The organism is Pseudomonas sp. GV071 (genome assembly GCF_003050835.1).
Classification (GTDB): Bacteria; Pseudomonadota; Gammaproteobacteria; order Pseudomonadales; family Pseudomonadaceae; genus Aquipseudomonas.
This window is the reverse complement of record NZ_QAOJ01000005.1, coordinates 250788-276857: the sequence shown is the minus strand read 5'-3', so window position 1 is coordinate 276857 and position 26070 is coordinate 250788. Positions and strand designations below refer to the sequence as shown.

25 protein-coding genes and 1 tRNA gene are annotated in these 26070 nt (G+C 60.5%); 9 read left to right on the top strand and 17 right to left on the bottom strand.

Going from position 1 to position 26070, the window contains the following annotated elements; translation table 11 throughout:
- Positions 1-15 precede the first annotated feature (15 nt).
- The 4 genes from C8K61_RS11765 to C8K61_RS11750 all read right to left on the bottom strand — a co-directional run bounded on the left by C8K61_RS11765 (position 16) and on the right by C8K61_RS11750 (position 3116).
- A complete protein-coding gene (locus C8K61_RS11765) occupies positions 16-705 on the bottom strand; it encodes an ABC transporter permease (RefSeq protein ID WP_108096448.1) in 690 nt (229 codons plus the stop codon).
- A complete protein-coding gene (locus C8K61_RS11760) occupies positions 705-1397 on the bottom strand; it encodes an ABC transporter permease (RefSeq protein WP_108096558.1) in 693 nt (230 codons plus the stop codon). Before C8K61_RS11760 ends, C8K61_RS11765 begins: the two co-directional genes overlap by 1 nt.
- A gap of 176 nt (positions 1398-1573) precedes the next feature.
- Complete coding sequence (locus C8K61_RS11755) at positions 1574-2326, bottom strand: ABC transporter substrate-binding protein (RefSeq protein ID WP_108096447.1); 753 nt, start codon at positions 2324-2326, stop codon at positions 1574-1576.
- 16 nt (positions 2327-2342) lie between these two features.
- Positions 2343-3116 (bottom strand): ABC transporter ATP-binding protein, encoded by a 774-nt coding sequence (locus tag C8K61_RS11750; RefSeq protein WP_108096446.1) that lies wholly within the window; start codon positions 3114-3116, stop codon positions 2343-2345.
- Positions 3117-3736: 620 nt separating this feature from the next.
- Between C8K61_RS11750 and C8K61_RS11740 the strand changes: the two genes are divergently transcribed.
- Complete coding sequence (locus C8K61_RS11740) at positions 3737-4606, top strand: YafY family protein (RefSeq protein ID WP_108096445.1); 870 nt, start codon at positions 3737-3739, stop codon at positions 4604-4606.
- Between the two features lie 358 nt (positions 4607-4964).
- Here C8K61_RS11740 and C8K61_RS11735 read toward each other — a convergent pair whose 3' ends face one another.
- The 8 genes from C8K61_RS11735 to C8K61_RS11700 form a co-directional block, all read right to left on the bottom strand.
- A complete protein-coding gene (locus C8K61_RS11735) occupies positions 4965-6698 on the bottom strand; it encodes an ABC transporter ATP-binding protein (RefSeq protein WP_108096444.1) in 1734 nt (577 codons plus the stop codon).
- Positions 6695-7642: an acetamidase/formamidase family protein gene (locus tag C8K61_RS11730; RefSeq protein ID WP_108096443.1), complete on the bottom strand. Its 948-nt coding sequence runs from the start codon at positions 7640-7642 to the stop codon at positions 6695-6697. Before C8K61_RS11730 ends, C8K61_RS11735 begins: the two co-directional genes overlap by 4 nt.
- Before the next feature lie 58 nt (positions 7643-7700).
- Complete coding sequence (locus C8K61_RS11725) at positions 7701-9323, bottom strand: ABC transporter substrate-binding protein (RefSeq protein ID WP_108096442.1); 1623 nt, start codon at positions 9321-9323, stop codon at positions 7701-7703.
- A gap of 39 nt (positions 9324-9362) precedes the next feature.
- Positions 9363-10289 carry an ABC transporter permease gene (locus C8K61_RS11720; RefSeq protein ID WP_108096441.1) on the bottom strand — a complete coding sequence of 309 codons (927 nt, stop codon included), beginning with the start codon at positions 10287-10289 and terminating at the stop codon, positions 9363-9365.
- Positions 10290-11138, bottom strand: coding sequence for an ABC transporter permease (locus C8K61_RS11715; protein ID WP_108096440.1), 849 nt, complete (start codon positions 11136-11138; stop codon positions 10290-10292). It abuts the gene before it with no gap.
- Complete coding sequence (locus C8K61_RS11710; RefSeq protein ID WP_108096439.1) at positions 11135-11728, bottom strand: ANTAR domain-containing response regulator; 594 nt, start codon at positions 11726-11728, stop codon at positions 11135-11137. Before C8K61_RS11710 ends, C8K61_RS11715 begins: the two co-directional genes overlap by 4 nt.
- Positions 11725-12858, bottom strand: a complete 1134-nt coding sequence (locus C8K61_RS11705; RefSeq protein ID WP_108096438.1) for a transporter substrate-binding protein — start codon at positions 12856-12858, stop codon at positions 11725-11727. Before C8K61_RS11705 ends, C8K61_RS11710 begins: the two co-directional genes overlap by 4 nt.
- 411 nt (positions 12859-13269) lie before the next feature.
- A complete protein-coding gene (locus C8K61_RS11700) occupies positions 13270-14292 on the bottom strand; it encodes a Fic family protein (RefSeq protein ID WP_108096437.1) in 1023 nt (340 codons plus the stop codon).
- A 228-nt stretch (positions 14293-14520) separates the two neighbouring features.
- Between C8K61_RS11700 and C8K61_RS11695 the strand changes: the two genes are divergently transcribed.
- Positions 14521-15504, top strand: a complete 984-nt coding sequence (locus tag C8K61_RS11695) for an HNH endonuclease (RefSeq protein ID WP_108096436.1) — start codon at positions 14521-14523, stop codon at positions 15502-15504.
- Between the two features lie 145 nt (positions 15505-15649).
- Here C8K61_RS11695 and C8K61_RS11690 read toward each other — a convergent pair.
- From C8K61_RS11690 to C8K61_RS11670, 5 genes are all read right to left on the bottom strand, one after another.
- Positions 15650-15725: transfer RNA gene (locus C8K61_RS11690), tRNA-Phe, on the bottom strand.
- A gap of 77 nt (positions 15726-15802) precedes the next feature.
- Positions 15803-16090, bottom strand: a complete 288-nt coding sequence (locus C8K61_RS11685) for an oxidative damage protection protein (protein WP_108096435.1) — start codon at positions 16088-16090, stop codon at positions 15803-15805.
- Positions 16087-17154 (bottom strand): A/G-specific adenine glycosylase, encoded by a 1068-nt coding sequence (mutY, locus tag C8K61_RS11680; protein WP_108096434.1) that lies wholly within the window; start codon positions 17152-17154, stop codon positions 16087-16089. The genes C8K61_RS11685 and mutY overlap by 4 nt, the downstream gene beginning before the upstream one ends.
- A complete protein-coding gene (locus C8K61_RS11675) occupies positions 17151-19379 on the bottom strand; it encodes an AsmA family protein (RefSeq protein ID WP_108096433.1) in 2229 nt (742 codons plus the stop codon). Before C8K61_RS11675 ends, mutY begins: the two co-directional genes overlap by 4 nt.
- Positions 19380-19535: 156 nt before the next feature.
- On the bottom strand, positions 19536-19934 hold the full coding sequence (locus C8K61_RS11670) for an acetyl-CoA sensor PanZ family protein (protein ID WP_108096432.1): 399 nt from the start codon (positions 19932-19934) through the stop codon (positions 19536-19538).
- 165 nt (positions 19935-20099) lie between these two features.
- Here C8K61_RS11670 and C8K61_RS11665 point away from each other — a divergent pair, with 165 nt between their 5' ends.
- The 7 genes from C8K61_RS11665 to C8K61_RS11635 all read left to right on the top strand — a co-directional run bounded on the left by C8K61_RS11665 (position 20100) and on the right by C8K61_RS11635 (position 25924).
- The gene (locus C8K61_RS11665; RefSeq protein ID WP_108096431.1) at positions 20100-21758 is read left to right on the top strand and encodes an OFA family MFS transporter; all 1659 of its coding nucleotides are present in this window, start codon (positions 20100-20102) and stop codon (positions 21756-21758) included.
- 179 nt (positions 21759-21937) lie between these two features.
- Positions 21938-22531: an imidazoleglycerol-phosphate dehydratase HisB gene (gene hisB / locus C8K61_RS11660; protein ID WP_108096430.1), complete on the top strand. Its 594-nt coding sequence runs from the start codon at positions 21938-21940 to the stop codon at positions 22529-22531.
- Positions 22531-23169, top strand: coding sequence for an imidazole glycerol phosphate synthase subunit HisH (gene hisH / locus C8K61_RS11655; protein ID WP_108096429.1), 639 nt, complete (start codon positions 22531-22533; stop codon positions 23167-23169). Before hisB ends, hisH begins: the two co-directional genes overlap by 1 nt.
- On the top strand, positions 23169-23429 hold the full coding sequence (locus tag C8K61_RS11650; protein ID WP_108096428.1) for a DUF2164 domain-containing protein: 261 nt from the start codon (positions 23169-23171) through the stop codon (positions 23427-23429). The genes hisH and C8K61_RS11650 overlap by 1 nt, the downstream gene beginning before the upstream one ends.
- A 39-nt stretch (positions 23430-23468) precedes the next feature.
- Positions 23469-24206: a 1-(5-phosphoribosyl)-5-[(5-phosphoribosylamino)methylideneamino]imidazole-4-carboxamide isomerase gene (gene hisA, locus C8K61_RS11645; protein WP_108096427.1), complete on the top strand. Its 738-nt coding sequence runs from the start codon at positions 23469-23471 to the stop codon at positions 24204-24206.
- A gap of 10 nt (positions 24207-24216) precedes the next feature.
- Positions 24217-24987: an imidazole glycerol phosphate synthase subunit HisF gene (gene hisF, locus C8K61_RS11640; RefSeq protein WP_108096426.1), complete on the top strand. Its 771-nt coding sequence runs from the start codon at positions 24217-24219 to the stop codon at positions 24985-24987.
- Between the two features lie 181 nt (positions 24988-25168).
- Positions 25169-25924: an ABC transporter substrate-binding protein gene (locus C8K61_RS11635; RefSeq protein ID WP_108096425.1), complete on the top strand. Its 756-nt coding sequence runs from the start codon at positions 25169-25171 to the stop codon at positions 25922-25924.
- Positions 25925-26070: the final 146 nt, after the last annotated feature.

Below are 26070 nucleotides of genomic sequence, written 5' to 3'. Positions count from 1 at the left end.
GGGCGGGTGCCTATTCTAGCGAGCTTGGGTGGCGTCGACGCGCAGCCAACGTTCCAACAGTTTGAAGCCCTTCACCAGGACAAAGGCGATGACCAGATAGAACATGCCGGCGGCGAAGAAAATCTCTACCGGCAAATAGGTGCGGGCGATGATGGTGCGCGCCATGCCGGTGAGTTCCAGCAGGGTGATGGTGCTGGCCAGGGCGCTGGCCTTGAGCATCAGGATCACTTCGTTGCTGTAGGCCGGCAGGCCGATGCGCGCTGCACGCGGCAGGATGATGTGCAACATCGCCTGCGCGCGCGACATGCCCAGTGCCCGTGCCGCCTCCACTTCACCGTTGGGCACGGCCTGAATCGCACCGCGCAGAATCTCGGCGATATAGGCCGCGGTGTGCAGGGTCATGGTCAGCACCGCACACCAGTACGGATCGCGCAGGTACGGCCACAACGGGCCTTGGCGCACCGCGTCGAACTGCGCCGCACCGTAGTACACCAGAAACAGCTGCACCAGCAGCGGCGTGCCACGGAAGAAGAATATGTAGCCATAGGGCAGGGCGCGCACATACCAGTGGCGCGAGGCGCGGGCGACGCCCATTGGCAGCGCCAGGATCAGCCCGGCGATGACCGCAAAAGCCACCAGTTCGAGGGTCAGGATCGCGCCGTCGAACAGACGCGGCAGGTATTTGATAATGACGTCCCAGTTCATCACGCGCTCCTGACGAAGCCGCGGCTGGCGCGTCGTTCAATGAAATACATGCCTGTCATGGCAATCACGGTCAGGCCCAGGTACATAAGTGCGGCCACCAGGTAAAAGGTGAATGGTTCCTTGCTGGCGGTAACCGCGATCTGCGAGCGACGCATCAGCTCTTCCAGGCCGATCACCGACACCAGCGCGGTATCCTTCATCAAAATCATGAACAGGTTGCCCAGGCCCGGCAGGGCGATGCGCCACATCTGCGGCAGGATGATCCGCCAGAACGTGCGGCCCTTCGACAGCCCAAGCGCCTGCCCCGCTTCGCGGTGACCACGGGGAATCGCCAAAATCGCGCCGCGAAATACCTCGGTGGCGTAGGAGCCAAAGCACAAGCCCAGGGCGATGGTGCCGGCGGCGAAGGCATTGAGCTCGAGACCGGGAATGCCAAGGGCTTCGCCGAGGCTGCGCATCAAATTGACCGTGCCGAAGTAGATCAGCAACACCCACAGCAGCTCGGGAATCCCGCGCACCAGGGTCGAATAAGTACCGCCCAGCCATTGCAACGGCTTGTGCGGAGAAGTCTTGGCCAATGCGCCGAGCAGGCCAAGCACCAGACCCAAACACAGCGCGCTAAGCGCCAGCTTGATGGTCATCAAGGTGCCCGCCAATAGAGCGGGGCCGAATCCGTGAAGATCAAAGATCATATGTTCGCCTGCGATCATCTGGTCGTCGGCCATGCGACGTTGAAACTGCGACTCACATGCTCACGTACTACAGTACGCTGCGCTGTTCGCCGCGGTTTCGCCTTGCCTGGCTCTAGCCCAGAAGATCTTGAGTTGCGTATCTGGAACAAGCCGCCCAGAAGGGCGGCTTGTGCAGATCAATAGATGCTAAAGGGGAAGTACTTGTCGTTGATTTTCTTGTACGTGCCGTCGGCGATGATTTCTTTCAACGCCGCATTCAACTTCTCACGCAGCGGATCGTTCTTGCGCACGGCAATGGCGATCTTGTCGTTATCGAACACAGGCTCGCCTTTGAATTCGAAGCCTTTGCCGGTTTCGCTCTTCAGCCATTCCCAGTTCACGAACTTGTCGGCCAGCACGCCATCAACGCGGCCGGAAGCCAGGTCGAGGTAGGCGTTTTCCTGGGTGTCGTACAGCTTGATATCAACGACATCAGCCATGTTGTCTTCCAGCCAGGTGCCGGCGATGGTGGCGCGCTGGGCACCGATGACCTTGCCTTTGAGGCTGGCTTTATCGGTTTTGAAGGCTTTGTCTTTGCCGGCGATGAACTGCAGCTTGTTGGTGTAGTAGGGGTCGGTGAAGTCGACTGCGTTTTTACGCTCTTCGGTGATCGACATCGAGGCGGCCAGGAAGTCGAACTTCTTGGCGTTGAGGGCGGGGATGATGCCGTCCCAGTCGGACGTCACCACGTCGCACTCGGCCTTCATCTTGGCGCACAGGGCCTGGGCGATTTCCACGTCGAAGCCGCCGACCTGGCCGCTGGCGTCGATCAGGTTGAACGGTGGGTAGGCGCCTTCGGTGCCGATCTTCAGTTTGTCAGCGGCGACGGCACCAGTGCCGAAAGCCAGGGTAGCGGCCGCGGCCAGCAGGATCTTCTTGTAGTTCTGCATGGGTTATTGCTCCGTGTTAGCGATTGCTGGACATGAATTGCTTGCAGCGCGCCGAGTTCGGGTTGCTGAACACTTGCTCGGGCGAACCTTGTTCCTCCACCAGGCCCTGGTGCAAAAACACCACTTCACTGGACACCTGGCGGGCGAAATTCATTTCGTGGGTGACCAGCAGCATGGTGCGGCCTTCTTCGGCAAGCGCACGAATCACGTTCAGCACTTCCTGGACCATTTCAGGGTCGAGTGCCGAGGTGGGCTCGTCGAACAGAATCACTTTAGGTTGCATGGCCAGCGTGCGCGCGATGGCTGCACGCTGTTGTTGGCCGCCGGACAGTTGCGCCGGGTACACATGGCGTTTGTCGCCAATGCCGACCTTGGCCAACAGCGCCTCAGCGCGTTCGGTGGCCTCGGCCTTGCTCAAGCCCAGCACCCGGCGTGGCGCCTCGATGATGTTGTCGAGCACGGTCATGTGCGGCCACAGATTGAAGTTCTGGAATACAAAACCGATCTCGCTGCGCAGGCGATTGATCTGTTTGTTGTCGGCCGCCACCAGCTCGCCGTTCTTCGCGGCCTTGAGCTTGAGCTCTTCGCCAGCCACCAGAATCTGGCCCTGATGCGGGTTTTCCAACAGGTTGATGCAACGCAAAAACGTGGATTTGCCAGAACCGGAAGAACCGAGGATCGAAATCACATCGCCGTCGCGGGCAGTGAGCGAGATGCCCTTGAGCACTTCAAGGTCGCCGTAGCGTTTGTGCAAATTGCGAATCTCAAGCGCGGGCGTAGCCTCGGCCATGGGGTGTCCTCTTGTTCTTCGGGTGCGCTGAATGCGGCGACTTTCCTGGCGAGGCTGCAACCTAGCATAGCGTCGGAACAGCAGCCAAGACTGGCCGGAGAGCTATTTAGTCGCAGGCTAATGCGGTGTCGCTTCAGCGCAAGTGGCTGGCGCGAAGATGCAAAAGGGGGGATTTCGAGTGGTTTGTGGGGGAAGAAGGCAACTCAGCCTGCGGGTTTGATGCGCGGCGCAGGTTTTGGGCAAGTCGAACGCAGCCCGTCGATATGCTCCATTAGGCTTTCCGGAATGCTCTGCTACATAGGGCAAGGATGAAATCAATCAGGATTGCTGTAGTCATTCCTTAACTCCAGAAAGCAAAACGCCCAAGGGGTCGGCGCGTCCTGAATAGGTTGGACGGCTTACTGCCATGGGCGGGATGTGCGCAGGTTAGGTTTGGTCTCCAATATGGTCAACTCATACGGAGATGGCTGGCAGGTGCGAAATTTCCAGGCCGGAGGTGTAGCCAAAATGGCTACGATCGTAGCCATTTTGGCTACATGCCTGCAGCGATATGTACATCCACAAGACATATCCACGATAGTTACCCGCATAGGTAAACAATTGCAGCAGGTGGGCCAGGGATGAAACGCAAACAATCCATCGAACACGTGCGCTGGGACCTTGCCTTGCGCTACCGCCTGATCGAAACCGTGGCCTGGTGGGAAGGGCGGCTGACCACGGGACACCTGATGCAGAGTTTTGGCATCAGCCGTCAGCAGGCGTCGAAAGACATCAACAGCTACCTCAGCGAATACGCGCCGAAGAATCTCGATTACGACAAACACCTGAAAGGCTACGTGCCGAGCAAAACCTTCGCCCCGCTGTTTATCGATGACAGTGCCAGCGCCTACCTGCACTTGCTCAACCAGAACCACGAGCGCTCCCCGCACATCGACGGGCTGGCGCTGGCCTATGCCCATACCGAAGTGCTCAAGGTGCCCGACCGCTCGGTGCGCCCGGAAGTGCTGCGCCCGCTGCTGCGCGCCTGCCGTGAAGGGCTGCGGCTGGAGTGCGAGTATGTGTCGCTGGCCAATCCGGTGGCCGAAACGCGCCTGATCGCGCCGCACACGCTGGTTTACACCGGCATGCGCTGGCACGTACGCGCCTATTGCGAAAAGAACCGCGACTACCGCGACTTTGTTCTCAGCCGCCTGCGCGGCGAGCCGGACGTGCTGGACGTCTCCGAGCACGGCATCGACGGTGATGTCGGTTGGGCTACCGAGGTGGACGTGATCATCGTCCCCGACTCACGCCTGAGCGCCGGGCAGCAAGCAATCATTGAAATCGACTACGGCATGCACGCCGGCCAGCTGCGCGTCGCCAGCCGCGGCGCGCTGGTGCAATACGTGCTGCAGCGCTACCAGATCGACGCCAGCAAAGTGCAAAGCAAAGCCAGCGCGCAGCAGATCGTCGTCGCTAACATCGACGCGTTGCAGCCTTGGCTGTATTGAGTCACTCGGCCGGGCCGTAGGCCAGGTGTGCCATCAGCCAGAGGAACGCGGCGATGGCGAACAGGATATGGGCGTTGTTGAGGGTTGCGTTGATCAGCCACATGGCGCAGGTCTCCGTCCGATTGGGGGTGAAGAGACCGTAAGGGCGGCGGAGCGGGGCGTCGATCTGTCTACTTTTCGTGCGTAAGGTTTTGGTACGGGTTGGGCCTCACCTACCTTGAGGTCAAGCGTGTGATTACCTTTTTCAGGAATCGCGGCTGAAGCCCCTCCCACAATGACCTCATCCCCTTGGCCAACCTCATTCTCACAAGAGGCTTCAATTCCTTGTGGGAGGGGCTTTAGCCGCGATGCTTTTGATCTAGGTCGCCGCCACCGCATGTTCTTCGCTGACCTGCACAAACTGCTGCACCGGTGCGACAAACCCCAGCTCCTTGATCGGGCTCGGTGTGCGGAATTCCTGCAGCAGGCTTTTGAAGTCGCGTTTGCGCTCCACGTCCGGCAGCGGCACGGCGCTGAGCAGGCGTTTGGTGTAGGGGTGCTGTGGGTTGTGTAGCACCTGGTCGCGCCGACCGATCTCGACGATCTGCCCGCCAACCATCACCGCCACGCGGTGGCAGATGCGTTCCACCACGGCCATATCGTGGGAGATAAACAGGTAGCTCAAACCCTGTTCTTCGCGCAGTTGTTCCAGCAGCTCCAGCACCTGAGCTTGCACCGACACATCCAGGGCCGAAACCGATTCGTCGGCAATGATCACTTTCGGGTTCAACGCCAGCGCCCGAGCGATGCAAATGCGCTGCCGCTGGCCGCCCGAAAACTGGTGCGGATAACGCGCCATGGCCTCTCCCGGCAAGCCAACCTGCTGAAGCAATTGCGCCACGCGTTCGCGGCGTTGGCCAGTGGGCAAGCGGTCGTGAATCAGCAGCGGCTCACCCACCAATTCGAAAATTGTTTTGCGTGGGTTGAGGGCGGCATAGGGGTCTTGAAACACCATCTGCACGTCACGACGCACACGTTGCAGGGCCTCGCCTTGCAGGCCATTCAACTCCTGGCCAAGCAGCTTCACGCTGCCTTCATAGGCGAGCATGTTCATCAGCGCCTTGCCGGTGGTGGACTTGCCGCAGCCGCTCTCGCCGACCAGCCCCAGGGTTTCGCCGGCACGCAGATCGAAGTTGAGGTTTTCCACGGCGTGCACATTCTTGCCGGCCTCGAACCAGCCGTTGCGCAGCGGGAACCGCACGCTCAGGTTGCGCACTTCAAGCAGCGCCGGTTGCAGGCTCAGGTCTTCGGGAATACCGGCGCTGCCCAGCACCGGCACGGCTGCCAGAAGCTTCTGTGTATAGGCGGCTTGCGGCGCGGCGAACAGTTGACGAACCGGCGCCTGTTCCTCCACGCGGCCCTGGTTCATCACCACCACCTGATCGGCCATTTCCGCCACCACGCCCATGTCGTGGGTGATCAGCAGCAGGCTGGTGCCGTATTGCTGCTGCAACTCGCGCATCAGCTCGAGGATCTGCGCCTGAATGGTCACGTCCAGCGCCGTGGTCGGTTCGTCGGCAATCAGAATCTTGGGCCGACAGAGCATGGCCATGGCGATCATCACTCGCTGACGCATGCCGCCGGAGAGTTCATGGGGATACTGGGTCAGGCGTTTTTCCACCTGCGGCATGCGCACCGCTTCGAGCATTTCCCGACAACGCTGGGCGATCGCCTGGCGTGACAGCGGCTCATGGCGGCGCAAGGTTTCCGCCAACTGCTGGCCGACGGTCATCAGCGGGTTCAGCGAGGTCATCGGCTCCTGAAAAATCATCCCGATATCTTTGCCGCGCAGTTGCTGCCGTTCGCGTTCGCCGAGGCTGAGCAGGTCGCGGTTCTCGAACAGAATCGCGCCGCTGGGTGTGCGTGCAGGTTTCGGCAGCAGGCCCATGATCGCCAGCGAGGTCAGCGATTTACCGCTGCCGGACTCGCCAGCGATGCACAGCGTCTGTTTCGGATACAGGGTAAAGCTCAGGTCATCGACCACCCGCTTGGCGCCGAACTCGATGGACAGCCGCTCCACCGAGAGAATCGCCTGACTGTCGTTCTGGCTCACGCAAACACCACTTTCGGGAAGTAGAACGACACCACCCAGTTCGGCAGGTCGACGATTTCGCTGATGCGCAAATCACCGCACACCGAGCAGAGCATGTAGGCCTGTTCGGCCGGCATTTTGTGCTCGCGGCACAGCCAGTCGATGGTGTTGCTCACGGCCTGGCGCGCCGCTTCCATCAGGTCCGGGCCGATGCCGGTAAAGGCTTCGTAGCCGGCGCTGTCCAGGTGGCGGGTCACGGGGCCGGGGGTGCTGAAGCGCGGGGTGGCCAGTGGCGTGTCTTTGATCAGGTCGACCTGCACCACCACGTCCATGGCGCTTTCGATGGCGGTGCCGCCGACTTCGCCATCGCCTTGCGCGGCGTGGGTGTCGCCAATCGACAGCAGCGCACCGGCCACTTCAACCGGCAGGTACAACGTGGTGCCGGCGGCCAGGTCGCGGATATCCAGGTTGCCGCCCACGCGCCGTGGAGGCACCACCGAGTGCAAGCCGGCTTCGGCCGGAGCCAGCCCGATGGTGCCGGCGAACGGCTTGAGCGGCACCTTGGCGAACTGGCCGAAGGCGGCGGGTGCCAGGCTGGCTTTGTCGTAGTGCCACAGCGCCAGGGCCGGGTCTTTGAACTGGTCGGCGAGCAGGCCGAAACCAGGAATATTTGCCGTCCAGCCAAAGCCGCTGGGCTTGAAGCTGTCGATGGTGATTTTGAGGATGTCGCCGGGCTCGGCGCCCTCGACAAAGATCGGCCCGGTCACCGGGTTGATCTGGTCAAACGACATGGTCGCCACGTCGCCGACCACCGACTGCGGGGTGAAGTAGCCGTTGGAGGAATCCAGGCACTGAAACTCCAGCATCTGCCCCGGCGCCACGCGCAGGACGGGCTCGATGCTGCGGTCCCAACCGAAGTGGTTGTGCACGCTGTGAATGGTTTTAACCAGGCAGTTCTGACACATAAAAACGCTCCCTTCGAACGGCGGCTTTTCAATCTGCCGCCGTTACGCAGTCAGTTAATTACTTCAGCGAGATATGGTCGTAGTTCACCGGAACGTGGACCGGATCTACGTAGAGGTCGTTACCCCCAGCCATCCGTTCGGAGCGCACGGTAAAGCGCTGCTCGTTGAAGATCGGCACCCACGGCGCATCGGCCATCACGTCGGTGAAAATCTTGCTCCACAGCGCAATGCGTTCAGCCGACTGCTCGGGCTTGGCCATGGCATCGGCTTTGGCCGCGTCGGCGTCCAGTTTCTTGTTGCAGTACAGCGACCAGTTCCAGCCGCCATCCACCGCACCGCTGCAACCCAGAATCGGGCCGTAGAAGTTGGACGGATCGGGGAAGTCGGCGATCCAGCCCATGCCGCCAGACCACACCATCGGCGCCTGGTCTTTGGCACTGCCGGCGGCGATCACGTTGGCCTGGGCCAGGGATTTGATCTGCGCGCGAATGCCGACCTTGGCCAGGTCTTGCTGAATGGACTGAGCGATGCGCGGCTGCGGCTCGGTGTTCATCACAAACAGTTCGGTATCAAAACCCTTGGCAAAACCGGCTTCAGCCAACAGCTTCTTCGCGCCTTCCACGTCGTAGGCGTAGCCCTTGTATGCCTTGTCGTAGCCCGGCATCGCCGGCGGCAGCGGCTGGTTGGCCGGGGTGGCGCGGCCGTTGATGATGCGCACGATGCGGTCTTTGCTGATGGCCATGTTCACGGCCTGGCGCACCTTCAGGTTATCGAAGGGCGGCAGGGTGGTTTTCAGGGTCAGGTAGCCGGTGTGCAATTGCTCGCCCACCACCATGCGGTCCTTGAATTTCGGGTCGTTCTTGAACTGCAGGAATTTGGCCGGTGGCACGCCGTCGCCAGCGATATCCACTTCGCCTTTTTCCAGGCGCAGCAGGGCGACCATCGGGTCCTGGCCCACTTCAAAGGTAATGGCATCGAGGTGCGGCAGGCCGGCGCGGAAATAGGCTGGGTTCTTCTTGAACACGATCTGCTGGCCCAGCTTCCATTCACCGAGGCTGTAGGCGCCGGTGCCGACCGGATGCTTGCCGAAGTCGGCGCCCCACTTCTCCACTTCTTCCTTCGGCACCACCGAGGCGAAGTTGATCGCCATGATGTGCAAGAAGGTGGCGTTCGGCGCACTCAGAGTGATTTTTACGTGGTAATCGTCGGTGGCTTCCACGCCGCTGAGGGTTTCGCTTTTGCCGCCGGTGACGTCTTCATAGCCGGCAATCGAACTGAAGAAACCAGCGCCTGGGCTCTGGGTTTTCGGGTTGACGGTGCGCTCCAGCGAGTACTTCACGTCGCTCGCTTTCATCTCGCGGCCGTTGTGGAACTTCACGCCTTTTTTCAGGGTGAAGCTGTACACCAGACCGTCGGCGGAAATGCTGTAGTCCTCGGCCAGATCCTTCACCAATTCGGTGGTGCCGGGTTTGTAGTCCATCAGGCCGTCGAACAGGCTTTTGATCATCGACCAGTTCTGCCAGTCGTAGCCAATGGCCGGGTCCAGGGTGGCGACGTCGTTCTGGTAGGTGACGATAATGCTGCCGCCGTTCTTGGCGTTGGCGTCCACCAGCTCATCGGCCATTAACGGGCCTGTAAACAGCGTGGCGGCGATAACCAGGGATAGTGCTGTGCGCTTCATGCTCCTGCCTCTTTGCTGGGGATTGTTGTGTGTTGGAAGTCAGTGTTTTTTGATGTCGATACGCGGGTCGATCAACGGAATAACCAGGTCGGCAATCAGGTTGCCGAGCACGATGGCCACGGCGCAGATGGTGGTCACACCGACGATCACCGGAATGTCCACTTGCTGGATGGCCTGCCAGGCGAGCTGGCCAATACCCGGCCAGCCAAACACCGACTCGACCACCACCAGCCCGCCCATGAACACGCCGATGTCGATGCCGATCATGGGGATGATCGGCACGATGGCGTTTGGCAGCACATGGCGCAGCACCACACGGGCGCGGCTCAGGCCCTTGGCGCGGGCGGTGCGGATAAAGTCCTGGTGCAGCACCTCGATCATCGACGAGCGCACCATGCGCGAGTACCAGCCGCTGCCGAGCAAACCCAGTGTCAGGGCCGGCAGCATCAGGTGCTTGAGCCCGCCATAGCCGCCCATGGGGAACCACTCCAGCTGCACGGCGAAGAAGTACAAAAACAGCATGGCGGCGATAAATTGCGGGGCTGACACACCGATAAACGACAGCGCCGTCAGCAGCCGATCGGCAATGCCGCCACGACGCAGCGCGGCGATAACGCCCAGGCTGATACCGATCAGCAACTCGAAACCGATACCGGCGGCCATCAATTCCAGCGACGGCTGCAAGCGCGAGCCAAGCAGCTCGGTCACCTGGCTGCGCTGGATATAGGAGCGGCCCAGATCGCCCTGCAACAGGTTGCCCAGGTAGTGGGCGTACTGCTGATAGAAGGGCAGGTCCAGGCCCAGCTGCGCGCGAATACCTGCCACCACTTCCGGCGTGGCGCTACGCCCGGCAATCTGCCGCGCCGGGTCGGCCGGTAGCATGAATAACAGCAGGTAGGTGATCAGGCTGACGCCCAGCAGAATCAGCAGTGAGTAGCCGATACGCCGGCCAATAAAGGTCAGCATTCAGCTTCTCCCTTGCAGCGTAGGGTCGAGCTCGTCGCGCAGCGCGTCGCCCAGCAGATTGAAGGCTAGCGACAGCAGAATGATTGCCGCGCCCGGAATAAACACCAGCCAGGGCGCCGAGGTGAAATAAGTCTGGCTTTCGAAAATGATATTGCCCCAGCTCGGCGTGGGCGGCTGCACGCCAACGCCCAGGTACGACAGGGTGGCCTCCAGCAACACAGTGGTGGAGATGCCCAGGGTGGCCCAGACCAGAATGGTCGGCAGCAAATGCGGCAGCAGGTGCGAGAACAGAATGCGCAGCGAACTGGCGCCAAGGGTGCGCTCCACCGCGACAAAATCGCGGGCGCTCAGGGCGATGGTTTCCGAATAGATCACCCGCGCCACCTGCACCCAGTTGACCATGGCGATCACCAAGGCAACGATCCACACACTCGGCTGAAAAATCGCCGACAGCGCAATCGCCAACAGCAGCGCCGGGAAGGCCATCATCAAGTCGGTAAAGCGCATCAACGCACTGCCCAGCCAGCCGCGTAAAAAGCCCGCCGTTAGGCCCACCAAGGTACCGATCAACACCGCCATGCCATTAGCCACCAGGCCGATAAACAGCGAAGTGCGCGCGCCGTAAATCAGCCGCGAGAGCAGGTCACGGCCGAGCAGGTCGGTGCCCAGCCAATAGGTGTCGCCAGGCGCCAGCGGCGCGCCCTCCATCGACAGCCCTTCGATAAATTGCTCAGACGGATCGAACGGGCTCAGCCACGGCGCGAGCGCCGCCAGTACCACCACCAGCACGATATACAGCAACGACACGGCCACCGTGGGCCGGCGCAACAGGGCCAGCGCCGTACTCATACAAGACCGCCGCGTTGTTGCCCGCGGTCAGCCGCCAGCTCCGCGCACAGCTCATCGATGCTGCGGTTAAGGCGCATCGACAGCTCACGCAGGCGCTCGTAGGCGGCGCTTTCATCCAGCCCGTGCTCCACCATCAGACGCGCCAGGGCCATGGCCAACTGCGGACGATTGGCCAGGCGCTGCTGCAGGTTGTCGATAGTTTGCGCATCGTGGTCCAGGCGCTCACGCAGCCCGATCGCCATCATCAGCGTGGTGTACACCGAGCCCTGGGTGATGGGGCGGTTGAGCATGGCCGTGGCACCCAACTCAATGGCGCGCTGGATCTGCGACAGGGTTTCATGGGGCGTCAGCGCCACCACCGGCACATTGGCCTGGTTGAGTTTGAGCAGCGTCTGCGGACTGGCGAAATGCTCCAGCTCGACGATGGCGGCAAAGCAGCCCTGCAGATTCTGCGGTGCATCGTCGCGCAATGGCTGCGCCTTGATACCGAGACGCTGCAGGCTCTTTTCCAGGCTGTTCAGGGTGCGCTCTTCGCAGTCCACCAGCAGCAAGGTGCCGTTTTCGAAATCGGGGCGGTTGAACGGGCTCATTTGACGATCCTCAAGCGCGGCACAGGCGCACTTAACTGACGAAATTCGGTGAGATCGGTGGCGGTCATATAAGGGTCGGCGGGCACCGCCTGCGGCTCGCTGTGCACAATCACAAAGCGCCCGCTCTGCAGCTCGGCGATATGGCAGGCCAGGCTGCTGTGGTTGTTGCGCGGCGACACCCGTAACTCGCCCAGCACACTCGGTTGCGGATGCTGGTGCAGGTAGGCGCAGATGGCCGCCGAGTCATCGTCCCCGCAGTGCTGCAACGCGCGCGCAAACAAATGCACGGCACTGTAGGACCCGGCATAGAGATGGGAGTAAACATGCGGCCCATGGCGCTCGGTTTGCCGTTGGCAAAACACCGGGTCCGCCGCCTCAAAAAACGGCCCGCAAGCCAGCATGCGCAGATTCTGCAGCGCACCAAGCTCGGTCAGCTCCGCCTCCGCCAGGTTGCTACTCAACACCGGCAACTGCAGCCCGGCGACCTGGCACGCCGCATCCAGCTGATGCAAAAACGCATACGAGGAATCGCCCACCAGGTTGTTCAACACAAACGCCGGCGGCTCACTGACCACCGCCGGCACCAGCTCGGCCACCTGGGTGGCGCCCAGGTGCATGTACTTCTCCTTCAGCACCTCGCCACCGGCCAGGGTGATCACCTCACGGGCGATGCGATTACTCTCCCACCCCCACACGTAATTCGACCCCACCAACAGCGCGCGTTTGCCGAACGTCGCCAAGGCAAAACGCAGCAGCGGGATCAACGTCTGGTTCGGGCAGCCACCGAAATACAGCACGTTCTCGCTGCTCTCATAGCCCTCATACGGGCAGGCATACCACAGCGTGCTGGCGTGCTGCTCAAGGTCGGGAATGATCTCCTTGCGGCTCGCCGAGGTGGTGGTGCCGAAGATATGCCGCACGCCCTTGTCGATGAGCTGAGCTGCCCCCTCGCCATAGCCCTGCAACACGCCTTGCGGATTCACATGGGTGGCGCGCAGGGTGAAGTCGAAAGCCTCGCCGGCATTCACCTCCGCCAACGCATGCTGCGCCCCGAGCAAGCCATTACGGCCCATATGGCGGTAAGTGCCGTCAGTGGAAAACAGAAAGCCGATATCAACCGTGCGGCGCATTTATTCATTCCAAAAAAAAACCTGATCAACCAGCGAACTGGTGGATCAGGCTTCATTACCTGGCGCTAGGCGCGTGTTTGGTGTGCACAAGGCTTAATGGGCGTGGCCCGGCTTGTGGGAGTTGGGGATTAGGTATGGAAGAAGTGTGCCAGGTGGGGAACAGGGCGCTGGTGCGGGGAGTTAGCCAGATGGGGCAAGGTTGGGCTGCACTGTGGTGAGGCGTGAGCCAGATGATGGCCTCGTTTTTGGGCGTGACGGGTGTAACGGTCGTACTCAGATGATGGGGGATTTGGGGCGTTATTCGCGAGAGAAGGCATGGCGAAGAGAAAGTCTCACCACTGGCGCGACAATTTCTAAGTCTGGAAAAGTGGTGTCAGCACTGCTGACACAAATACGCCTGGGCGCTTTGAATTAGTCCCCGCCTAAAACCCTGATAACTGCATTGCCTCGTGCAGTTAGTCGGTACTTTTGTGCTGGATTCTTAGGTGAAGACGGAATGGTCATTTCAATGAGGCCGGCGGCGAGAGCCGGATCCAGATAATTGGCGCGGAACGAGTGCCTGTGGCTCAGGCCCAGATGCGTCCTAAGCTCGACTGGCTTTAAGGGCGAGTGCTTTTCTAGCAACAGTAGCAGCCGTTTTACTGGGTCGCTTACTGGGTCGCTTACTGGGTCGGTGGCTTCGGTCTGAATGAGCGCCCGCTTGATCGCTCCGAGCATGAATTCTACAAATGGAGTCGCCTGCGCCGCGTGGTCTGCGGCCGAGAGTGCGGCGTAGTAAGCATCCTGCTTCTCGCGAATCACAGTCTCGACAGGCAGATATGCCAGCACTGTTCGCCACTGACTGAGTATCAGCGTCTGCCACAGACGCCCCATGCGCCCGTTGCCATCGGCGAAGGGGTGAATAAATTCGAATTCGTAGTGAAAGACACAGCTGGCAATCAGCGGATGCAGATCCGTTTTCGCCAGCCAGGCCAGCAGCTGATCCACCAGTTCGGCAACACGGTTAGCCGGCGGAGCCATATGCAGCAGCCGGTCTTCGCGATAAATACCGACTCCGCCCTGACGCAGATGACCCGAATCGTCGATAAGTCCGTGCATCAAAAGCTCGTGAGCTTTCAGCAGGTCGGCTCGTGATTCCGGCCGCCAGTGAGGCATGGCCTCGTAAGTGGCGAAGGCGTTCCGGACCTCCTGGATTTCACGCGGTAAACCAAGCACACGTTTGCCGTCCAGCACAGCAGTCACTTGTTCAACGCTCAGCGTGTTGTTCTCGATGGCGAGCGAAGCTTGGATGGTGCGAATGCGATTGCCCCGGCGCAGCTGGGGCGTCATCTGCGTTTCATGCACAGCGCTGAGGCGTCCCACTTGCTCACTGATATCCGCAACCAGGTCGAACATGGTTGGGGTTAGGGTGAGTGGTGGGGCGTATTGGCGCATGGGGTGAAGATCCTTGAAGTGCAACTTCCGGCAGCAAACTTACCACTAGAAGCAAGGGGGGCGGCATACCTCAATCATTTCGGGGAGGGGGCTCCGATCATGATCGGGCCAGACCGCGTTTCGGCGCATTTAAGTTGCTTTAGAGTTTGTAGGCAAAATCCTAAGTTAGATGGCCTCTTGATATGATTCGGCGGAAGTATTTCTTCCAATCAGTCAACGGGGACAGGGATGGCGATTGACGGCGACTCTCAATTTCACGCTGCACGCGCGAATGCCAACCAGGCCCAGTATTGGTGGGTCAACCACAAGCAGACATATAAGGCCGAACTCGAAGGTGGGTACATCTGGTCTCCCATGGAGAACCAGGGTGGCGCGCGGAATCAGACTTACCTCAATCTCAAGCTGGTTAGCCCTGGCGACATAATCGTTTCCTATGCCGGAGCGGAGATTCGTGCAATTGGTGTGGCGAAGGTTCTTTATCAAGAGAAACCAAAGCCTGAGGCGTTTGGTCGCAATGGCCAGAACTGGTCTGAGAGTGGATGGCTTGTTCCGGTCGAATGGACCGTTCTTAGTAAGCCCGTCTCTCCAAAGCAAAACCTTGCCGATATCGTGGATTATTTGCCTTCAAAGCATTCGCCGCTTCAGCGAAATGGCAACGGCAATCAAGGGTGTTATCTCGCCAGCATTTCCTCAAAACTTGGCTCTATTGTCCTTGGGCTGGCAGCAGATTCAGATAACGCGGTGGTGGATCGCATCAAAGAGTTGGAGGACCAACTTAAAGACGATTTGACGGAGCATGGGATTCAGGAGAACAAATCACTTTCGTTGACTGAGCGAGAGCAACTGATTCGAGCTCGAGTGGGGCAGGGGGCGTTTCGGCTCCATGTAAAACTCATCGAGCGATCTTGCCGGCTGACTGGCGTATCGGATGACCGATTTCTTGTAGCTAGCCACATCAAACCGTGGAAGGACTGTGAGAATGCTGAGCGGCTAGATGGCAACAATGGCTTGTTGCTTTCTCCTCACGTCGACAAGTTGTTTGATCGCGGGTGGATTTCGTTTTCTGATGAGGGGAAAGTGCTGATAGCCAGAAACTGCCCGAGAGAGCTGATAGCTGCTTGGCGGGTCGACGAAAAATTAAATGTCGGAGAGTTCTCTGCTCAACAACGGGTTTATTTGAGCTATCACCGGGATGTTGTTTTTCAGGGCTAAGTCTCTGAGCTGGTTTGCCCCTAAGGCTGCCCCTAAAAACTTATTTAGGGGATAGGTGTACAAAAAAAAGCCCAATAAAAAACCCGCACTAGGCGGGTTTTTTGTCGTTTCCAATTGCCGGTTACAACGCTTGGAAACTTGAAGATGGTGCCCAGGGACGGAATCGAACCGCCGACACGGGGATTTTCAATCCCCTGCTCTACCGACTGAGCTACCTGGGCCAACGGGGCGCTATTAGACGGATTTGGAGCACCTCTGTCAACACGCTTTTTAAAAAATATTTAATTAATCCGGGCGCTTACGATTTTTTCTCGGAATCACTAGGCGCGACGTAGCCTTCGGCCTGGGCGTATTCCTCGCCGGAGAGGAATTTGTCCATCTCGGCTTGGAGAAATTTGCGGTCTTCGGCGTTCATCATGTTCAGGCGCCGCTCGTTGATGAGCAGGGTCTGGTGTTTTTGCCATTCGTCCCAGGCTTGTTGGGAGACGTTGTTGTAGATGTCTTCGCCTTTGGCGCCGGGGTAGGGCGGGCGAGGCAGACCCGGCAGGTCTTGTTTGTGTTTGCGGCAATGTACGGTGCGGGTCATGTCGGTTCTCCAGCTTTCAATTCGTCGGCGGCGCGTTTCAGCAGTTTTTTCACTGGCGCTGCCAGCCCCAGGCGGGGCGGGGTGGCGAGGTTATACCAGAGCCAGTCGGCCTCGGCCACGCCAGGGGTGTTGCTCTCGACCTGGATCAGCCAGGGTTCGATGGCCAGTTGGAAGTGGCTGAAGGTGTGGGTGATGCCGGCCAGTTCGCGGCGGATGCCGAGGGTCAGCCCGCGTTGGGCGGCGAAGGTTTCCAGGGCGGCGCTTTCACTCAGTTCGGGCAGGCTCCAGAGTCCGCCCCAAAGGCCGGTGGACGGGCGCCTGTACAGCAGGATGTCGCCGTCGCGGTTGGCCAGGATCGGCATCAGGGTGTGTTTCTGCGGGAGGGCTTTGCGCGGCTTGGCGATCGGGTAGCGAATCTCCAGGCCGAGCATGTGCGCCTGGCAGCCGCTCTGTAGCGGGCACAGCAGGCAGCTGGGTTTGCTGCGGGTACAAAGGGTGGCGCCCAGATCCATCATCGCTTGGGTGTAGTTGTTCACCCGCGTATGGGGGGTGAAGCGCTCGGCGACGTCCCATAGCTGTTTCGCCACCTTCGGCTCGCCGGGGTAGCCCTCCTGGGCGACGTAGCGGGCCAGTACCCGTTTGACGTTGCCGTCGAGGATCGGCGCGCGCACGCCCATCGACAGGCTGGCGATGGCGCCGGCGGTGGAGCGGCCGATACCCGGTAGCTCGGTGAGCTGCTCGACGTTGCGGGGGAATTCGCCGCCGTGCTCGGCCATGACGATCTGGGCGGTCTTTTGCAGGTTGCGGGCTCGGGTGTAGTAGCCCAGGCCCGTCCACAGGTGCAGCACTTCGTCTTCGGGGGCTTCGGCCAGCGCCTTGACCGTGGGCAGCGCGGCCATGAAACGGTCGAAGTAGCCCAGTACGGTGCTGACCTGGGTCTGCTGCAGCATGATTTCCGACACCCATACGCGGTACGGGCTGATGTGGTGCTGCCAGGGCAGGTCTTTGCGGCCGTGGCGGTCGTACCAGTCGAGTACCGCGCTACTGAATTGCTCGGGGTTCATCGTTTGAACAGGCCCTTGAGTGCATCTTTGAGTTCCGGGCTGACTTTGTCGCCGAGCTTCTCTTCGAGTTTTTCATTGAGTTTGTCGCCGGCCAGCTTGGCCGCCACTTTGCCCATGCCGTCTTTGTCCAGGCGGCAGGCTTTGGCGCCGAGTTCCAGCGGGCCGCGGCAGCGCAGTGGCCATTCGATGTCGACGTAACGTTTGTTCACTTCGCAGGCCGGGTCCGGCATGTCGCTCTTGTCGCCGTCGATGATGATGCCGACGCGGTAGTCCATGCCCAGCACGCGCAAATCGATATCGCCGTTGCCGTTCACACGCAGGCCGGGGATGCGCACTTTCATGTCGGGGTTGCTGGCCACGCCGTTGCGCACGGTCAGGGTGCCGTCCAGTTGTTCGAACGGGGTGTCTTTGCCGCGTGGCTCGCCGCTCAGGGATTTGCGGTTGAGGGTGGCGATGCCTTTGCACAGTTGCTGTTCGAGGTTGGCGTCAATCAGCGCGCCGTCGCTCAGGGCGAAGCTGGCGGTGCCGTTGAGGCCTTCCACCCAGGCTTTCTGGCTGTTGCCGCTGGTGCTGAGGTCGGCGTTGAGGTCGAGCAGGCCGCGCACTGGCGGTTTTTCCTGTTGGGTGGCGAGGAGTTTTTCTACTGGCACGCGGCTGATGTGTTTCTGCGCTTTGAGCAGAGGCACGGCAGGGCGCACGTCGAGGCTGGCGGTGGCGTTGAAGTTGCCGTTGTAGAGCTCGCCGCGCATGTTTTCCAGGGTCAGCAGGCCGTCTTTGCCGTTGGCTTTGATGCTGGCGTCTTCGATCGGCAGCTTGTCGATGGTTAGCAGGCCCAGGCCGACGTTGAGGTCAACGGTGAGTTTGCGCAGTTGGTCGATCGGCAGTACTGGCTCCTCGCTCCAGGCCTGTTGGCTCGGCGGGTTGGGCAGGTCGCTGTTGCCGTCTTTGCCGGCGCTGGCCAGGGTACCGCTGACTTCGTTCTGGCGGCTGCTGCGCTGGGCCGGGTCGTCCTTGGCTTTGGGCGGCAGGTAGTTGTCGAGGTTGAGTTTGTCGCCTTTGAGCTGAACGCTGAGGGCCTGTTTGGCCACGTCGGTGACGGCCAGGCTGCCGGTGAAGGCGCTGTCGTCGAGTTTCAGTTTCAGCTCGTTGAAGGCCAGGCTGTTGGCGTTGCCTTGCAGGCGGCTGACCAGTTCGACTTTGCTCAGGGCATTGGCGTCGGCCATGGGCGGCAGCGGGCGGCCGATGCCTTCGAGGAATTCGCGCAGGTTGAATTCGGCGATGGACAGGCCGCCGGTGAGCTGCGGTTGTTTGTCCAGGTCACGCACGTTCAGCTCGCCAAGGGCGCGCAGTTGGTTGGCAGAGAACTTCAGGCCGTTCCATTCGGCAATCTGTGCGCCCTGGTCGAGCAGCAGTTGGCCTTGGGCGGCGAAGGTCAGGGTTTTGCCATTCAGCGGCTCGCCGGACGCTTCACCAGACAGTTTCAGGTCTTCGAACTGGTAGCGCTTGAGGGCGCGGTCGAAGCGCAGTTGGCCGGCCAGTTCGGTTTTGGCGCGCAGTACCGGCTGGTTGGTGCCGAGGAAAGCGGTGAGTTTCACCGGAATGTCGGCGCCTTCGCGAATCGCGCCGGTGCTCAGCTCGATGCCTTCGGCGCTGAGTTGCTGGCCGCTCTTGGCGTCTTTGTAGTCGATGCGGGTGTTGGCCAGGGTCAGGCTGTCGATGTCCAGTTTCAGCGGTTGCGACGGTTTGCTGTCTGGTGTGCCTGGGTTGGCTGGCGGCGTGGTGCTGGCGGTCTGGCCGCTATCGGCGGGGGCGGCTGGCTTGGCCGGGCGGCCGATGTCTTGCCAGTTACCGTGGCCTTGCTCGTCGCGGGTCAGGGTCAGGTTGAGGCCGTCGACCTTGATGTCGCTCATCTGCACTTCGCGGCGCAGCAGCGGCAGCACGCGCACCGACAGGCCGATCATGCGCAGGTCGGCAAAGGGGAGCGTCGGGGTGCTGGCGCTGGCCAGGGTGGCGTCGTGCAGTTCCAGGCCGAGCCAGGGGAACAGGCTCCAGCCGATGTCGCCGTTGAGGGTCAACTCGAGGTTGGCCTTGTCGCGGGCCAACTGGCGGATTTCGTCTTTGTAGTCGTTGGGATCGAACAGGTGGGTGAGGGCAAAACCCAGCGCCACGAGGATCAGCAAGACTCCGAGGAAAAACAGACCCAGGATTTTGCCAAACGATTTCATGGACGATTCCTTTTTTTATGAAATGGAAAGCGGAGAGAGGGCTGGAAAAACCGCTGCCGGAGTATAACGCCGACCAGCGGTAAGGGTGGCTGGAGGATTGGATGGGCACACCGGGCGGTGGTTCCGCTGGTATGCCCGGCCGCGGCCGCTGCGCTGTTACAGGGTTTCCAGGGGCAAGCCGGTTCTGGCCGCGAGGGCTTGGCTTTCCAGGTGGGCCGCAGGTGCGGCCAGGTGCAGCGGTTTGCCGGCGGCGTTGGCCAGGCGCTGGGCTTCGGCCAGCAGGCGGCGGGCGACGCCGCGTTTGCGGGTGACGGCGCGCACGCACAGGTGTGACAGGCGCCAGTGTTGCTCGCCTTTGTCGAGGAGGGCGGCGCCGAGCAAACGATCATTGAAGCGCCCGGCCAGCAAGCGATGCTCGGCAATGGCGGTATGGATCAACTCTTCACGGCTGGTGAAGGGCGCCAGCAACCACTCGGGGGCGTCCTGAAAGACCTTTTGCAGGTCGATAAAATCCTGACTTGAGGGTTCAGATATTTCTTCTACAAGTACCGGCATGCCTGAGCTAGGGCCTCTCGCGGGGTGTTGATGTGGGTCAATTGTGCGTTATGCAGCAAATGGTACGCGCAAACCTAGTCGTCGTACGTCCGTAGACGATATCCTTTCCCAGTTCATCAGCTTCACCTGTCTGCCAATACTAAAAAACTAAAGAGAGATCCTCTTATGAGTGACGCCCTTGCAGTGGACGGCGGCGCAGCGAAATCTGCGTTTTTGTCCAAGGAGCGCATCATCGCCGCTCCTGGTTTCAATCGTTGGCTGGTGCCGCCTGCGGCCCTGGCAATTCACCTGTGTATCGGTATGGCCTACGGTTTTTCCGTGTTCTGGCTGCCGTTGTCCAAAGCCATCGGCATTACCGCGCCTGTAGCGTGCGGTGCTGACCTGGGCTTCTTCCAGCAAGTTTTCGCCAGCGATTGCGACTGGCCGATCTCCATGCTGGGCTGGCTGTACACCCTGTTCTTCGTATTCCTCGGTTGCTCGGCTGCCATCTTCGGTGGTTGGTTGGAACATGCCGGCCCGCGTAAAGCTGGCGTGGTTTCCGCGGTGTTCTGGTGCGGTGGTCTGCTGATCTCCGCGCTGGGCGTTTACACCCACCAAATCTGGCTGATGTGGCTGGGCTCCGGGGTTATCGGTGGTATCGGCCTGGGATTGGGCTATATCTCGCCGGTATCGACCCTGGTCAAGTGGTTCCCGGACAAGCGTGGTATGGCGACCGGTATGGCCATCATGGGTTTCGGTGGTGGCGCGATGGTTGGCGCTCCGCTGGCAGCGCAAATGATGAGCCACTTCGCAGGCCCGGACGGCGTTGGCGTGTGGCAGACCTTCGTGGTCATGGCTGTTGTCTACTTCATCTTCATGATGGGTGGCGCGCTGGCGTACCGCGTACCGCCGACCGGCTGGAAGCCTGAGGGCTGGACGCCGCCGGTGAAGAAAGCCAACGACGAGATGATCACCAAGGGTCACGTACACGTCAGCAAAGCCTGGAAAACTCCACAGTTCTGGCTGGTCTGGGCGGTACTGTGCCTGAACGTGTCGGCCGGTATCGGCATCATCGGCATGGCTTCGCCGCTGCTGCAGGAAGTGTTTGGTGGGCGTCTGATCGGTACGCACCAGAGCTTCGGTGAACTGAGCCCTGAGCAACTGGCGCAGATCGCGATCATCGCCGCTGGCTTCACCGGTTTGCTGAGCCTGTTCAACATCGCTGGGCGTTTCTTCTGGTCGTCGTTCTCCGACCTGATCGGCCGCAAAACCACCTACTTCGTGTTTTTCGCCTTGGGCTTTTTGCTCTATGCGATGGTGCCGTGGACCGGTCACCTGGGTAGCGTGGCGTTCTTCGTGTTCAGCATCTGCCTGATCCTGTCGATGTACGGCGGCGGTTTCGCCACTGTGCCGGCCTACCTGGCTGACCTGTTCGGTACGCAGATGGTGGGTGCGATCCACGGTCGTCTGCTGACCGCCTGGGCATTCGCCGGCATCCTCGGCCCGGTACTGGTGAACTACATTCGCGAGTACCAACTGAGCATCGGCGTGGCCAAGGCTGACGCTTATGACATCACCCTGTACATCCTCGCCGGCTTGCTGGTGGTGGGTTTCATCTGCAACGCCCTGGTGCGTCCGGTGAACTCCAAGCACTTCATGACCGACGCCGAGCTGGCGGCCGAGCGTGCCATTGGCCACGACACCGTGGTCAGCGCCGCCGATCTGGAGTGGAGCGCTGATCCGAAGAGCAAGCCGCTAGTTATCGCGGCCTGGTTGGCGGTAGGTATCCCGCTCGCTTGGGGCATTTGGGTGACGCTGCTCAAGACTGTCGTCTTGTTCAGCTAACCGGCTTCCGGGCCTTAGTCCCGAAAGCCTCGACCGAGTATTAACAAAGCCGACCTTGCGTCGGCTTTGTTGCGTCTATCAGAGCCATAAAAACGCCGGTTCAGCCTTATGGCTTCTAGGTTGCACGCTTGTCGGCCTATAATGCCGACCCTTTTGCATATGATTTCGTGGAGCAGGTGATGGCCGAACGTACGGCGACCGTCGAACGCAACACTCTGGAAACCCAGATCAAGGCGTCTATCAATCTGGATGGCACCGGCAAAGCACGTTTTGCCATTGGCGTGCCTTTTCTTGAGCACATGCTCGACCAGATCGCCCGCCACGGGCTGATCGACCTGGATATCGAAGCCGAAGGCGACCTGCATATCGACGACCACCACATGGTGGAAGACGTCGGGATCACCCTCGGTCAGGCCTTTGCCAAAGCCATCGGCGACAAGAAAGGCATCGTTCGTTACGGCCATTCCTATGTGCCGTTGGATGAAGCGCTGTCCCGTGTGGTGATCGATTTCTCCGGTCGTCCTGGCCTGCAGATGCATGTGCCGTACACCCGCGCCACCGTTGGCGGCTTCGATGTCGACCTGTTCCAGGAGTTCTTCCAGGGCTTCGTCAACCACGCCCTGGTCAGCCTGCACATCGACAACCTGCGTGGCTACAACACCCACCACCAGATCGAAACCGTGTTCAAGGCGTTCGGCCGCGCGCTGCGCATGGCTGTGACCCTGGATGAGCGCATGGCTGGGCAGATGCCGTCGACCAAGGGTTGCCTGTAATGCAAACGGTTGCAGTCATTGACTACGGCATGGGCAACCTGCACTCGGTGGCCAAGGCCCTTGAGCACGTAGGTGCCGGCCGGGTGCAGATCACCAGCGACGCCAATGTGATTCGCGAAGCCGATCGCGTGGTGTTCCCGGGCGTCGGCGCGATTCGCGATTGCATGGCCGAGATTCGTCGCCTGGGCTTTGACAGCCTGGTGCGCGAAGTCAGCCAGGACCGTCCGTTCCTCGGCATCTGCGTCGGCATGCAAGCATTGCTCGACCACAGTGAAGAGAACGGTGGCGTCGATTGCATCGGCCAATTCCCCGGTGCCGTGCGCTTCTTCGGCAAAGACCTGGTGGAAGATGGCGAAGCCCTGAAAGTCCCGCACATGGGCTGGAACGAAGTGGCGCAAACCCTCGACCACCCGCTGTGGCACAGCATTCCGGATCTGGCGCGCTTCTACTTTGTGCACAGCTTCTATATCGATGCCGGTAACGCCCGGCAGATCGCCGGGCGCGGCCACTACGGTGTCGACTTCGCCGCCGCGCTGGCCGATGGTCCGCGCTTCGCCGTGCAGTTCCACCCGGAAAAGAGCCACACCCACGGCCTGCAGTTGCTGCAGAACTTCGCCGCCTGGGATGGTCGCTGGTAATGAGCCGCGGCAAACAAAAGGCGCCTAGCCTGAGCCTCGAGCCCGCGCAGGAAACTGCCGCAGTGGCCGTGCTCAAGCGTTTTCTAGAAGACCGTTTCGAGCTGGAACTGGGCTCCTTCGAAGCCCAGGAAGTGCTCGAGGTGTTCACCCGCGAAGTGGCGCCACTGTTTTACAACAAGGCGATTGCCGATGTGCAGGCGCACCTGGCTGACAGGTTCATGAGCATCGAAAGCGACTTGTGGGCACTCGAAAAGAGCTGACCCTTTCCCCGAATTCCAAGACTTGAGCAGGTTCGACTGATGCTGATTATCCCCGCTATCGATCTTAAAGACGGTGCCTGCGTGCGCTTGCGCCAGGGCCGGATGGAAGATTCCACGGTGTTCTCCGATGACCCGGTGAGCATGGCCGCGAAATGGGTTGAGGGCGGCTGCCGCCGTCTGCATCTGGTCGACCTCAATGGCGCCTTCGAAGGCCAGCCGGTCAACGGCGACGTGGTTACCGCCATCGCCAAACGTTACCCCAACCTGCCGATCCAGATCGGCGGCGGCATCCGCTCGCTGGAAACCATCGAGCACTACGTCAAGGCGGGCGTCAGCTACGTGATCATCGGCACCAAGGCGGTCAAGCAGCCGGAGTTCGTCGCCGAAGCGTGCAAGGCGTTCCCGGGCAAAGTGATTGTCGGCCTGGATGCCAAAGACGGCTTCGTGGCTACCGACGGCTGGGCTGAAGTCAGCACCGTGCAGGTGATCGACCTAGCCAAGCGTTTCGAAGCCGACGGCGTGTCTGCCATCGTTTATACCGACATCGCCAAAGACGGCATGATGCAGGGCTGCAACGTGCCCTTCACCGCCGCGTTGGCTGCTGCCACCAAGATTCCGGTGATCGCCTCCGGCGGTATCCACAACCTGGGCGACATCAAGGCGCTGCTGGACGCCAAGGCGCCCGGCATCATCGGTGCCATCACCGGCCGGGCGATTTACGAAGGTACTTTGGATGTTGCTGAAGCTCAGGCTTACTGCGACGCCTACAACGGCTGAGGACTGACCCATGGCGCTGGCCAAACGCATCATCCCTTGCCTCGACGTCGACAATGGCCGCGTGGTCAAAGGCGTCAAATTCGAGAACATCCGTGATGCCGGCGACCCGGTGGAAATTGCCCGTCGCTACGACGAGCAGGGTGCCGATGAAATTACCTTTCTCGACATCACCGCCAGCGTCGATGGCCGCGACACCACGCTGCATACCGTCGAGCGCATGGCCAGCCAGGTGTTCATTCCGCTGACCGTGGGCGGTGGCGTGCGCACCGTGCAGGACATCCGCAACCTGCTGAATGCCGGTGCCGACAAGGTGTCGATCAATACCGCTGCGGTGTTCAACCCGGAGTTCGTGGGCGAAGCCGCCTCGCGTTTTGGCGCGCAGTGCATCGTGGTTGCTATCGACGCCAAGAAGGTTTCGCTACCGGGCGAAACCCCGCGCTGGGAGATCTTCACCCATGGCGGGCGCAAACCTACCGGGCTCGACGCCGTGCTGTGGGCGAAGAAGATGGAAGACCTTGGCGCCGGTGAAATCCTCCTGACCAGCATGGACCAGGACGGCATGAAAAACGGTTTCGACCTTGGCGTTACCCGCGCCATCAGCGAAACCGTGGGCATACCGGTTATCGCCTCCGGCGGCGTTGGCAATCTGCAGCACCTGGCCGACGGCATTATCGAAGGCAAGGCGTCGGCGGTATTGGCGGCGAGTATTTTCCACTTTGGTGAGTACACCGTGCCTGAGGCGAAAGCCTATATGGCCAGCCGCGGCATCGTGGTGCGCTAACAAAACTACTGCGCTCGGCTAGGCGGCGTTTTGTGGCTTTATTTTAGTGCACCACTTTTCAGCATTTCCCTGCGCCGGCCTGATCTGGCTGCTAAGTTGCATAGTGCTTCACAGGGGCGTGGCCTAAAGCCACCAGGCTGCGTGCCACGCCTTCCAGACCTTTAATACCAAGAGAATCGTCATGTACAAACGCCTGCTGCTTGCGCTGGCCAGCACCTTATTGGTGCTTGCTGGCAGTGCTCGTGCCGAAGTAGACCCTGATTACAGCGTCGTGCTGCTGACCGAAAACTTCCCGCCCTACAACATGGCCATCAACGGCAAGAACTTCGCTCAGGAAGACAACATCGACGGCATCGCTGTGGACGTGGTCAAAGAGATGTTCAAGCGCGCTGGCATCAAATACAGCCTGACCCTGCGTTTCCCTTGGGACCGTATCTACAAGCTGGCGCTGGAAAAGCCTGGCTATGGCGTGTTCGTCACCGCCCGCCTGCCCGAGCGTGAAGCCTCGTTCAAATGGGTCGGCCCGATTGGTCCGGACGACTGGATCATGTTGGCCAAGGCCGACAGCACCATCACCCTCAACAACCTCGACGATGCGCGTAAGTACAGCGTGGGTGCGTACAAAGGTGACGCCATTGCCGAGTACCTGACCGAGCACAAGCTCGAGCCTGTTACCGCCCTACGCGATCAGGAAAACGCGCAAAAACTGCGCGATGGTCAGATCGATCTGTGGGCTACCGGCGACCCTGCCGGCCGCTACCTGGCCAAGCAGGAAGGCGTAACCGGTCTTAAAACTGTGCTGCGTTTCAACAAAGCCCAGCTTTACCTTGCCCTCAACAAGGAAACCCCCGACGAGGTGGTACAGAAGCTGCAGGGTGCATTGGACAAGATGCGCAGTGAGGGCTTCGTCGACGAAATCCTCAACAGCTATCTGTAGGGTCAAGCCCGAACTTCTGTTGCGGCGGCGCCCTGGCATTCCAAGAAGAAGAGCACTGCAAGACGGGCCACAAGCCTGTCTTGCGCCGACCTATTTTCTCGATCCGTGCCGCACGACCAACAGCAGTCTTGCCCGTCGCCATGGCG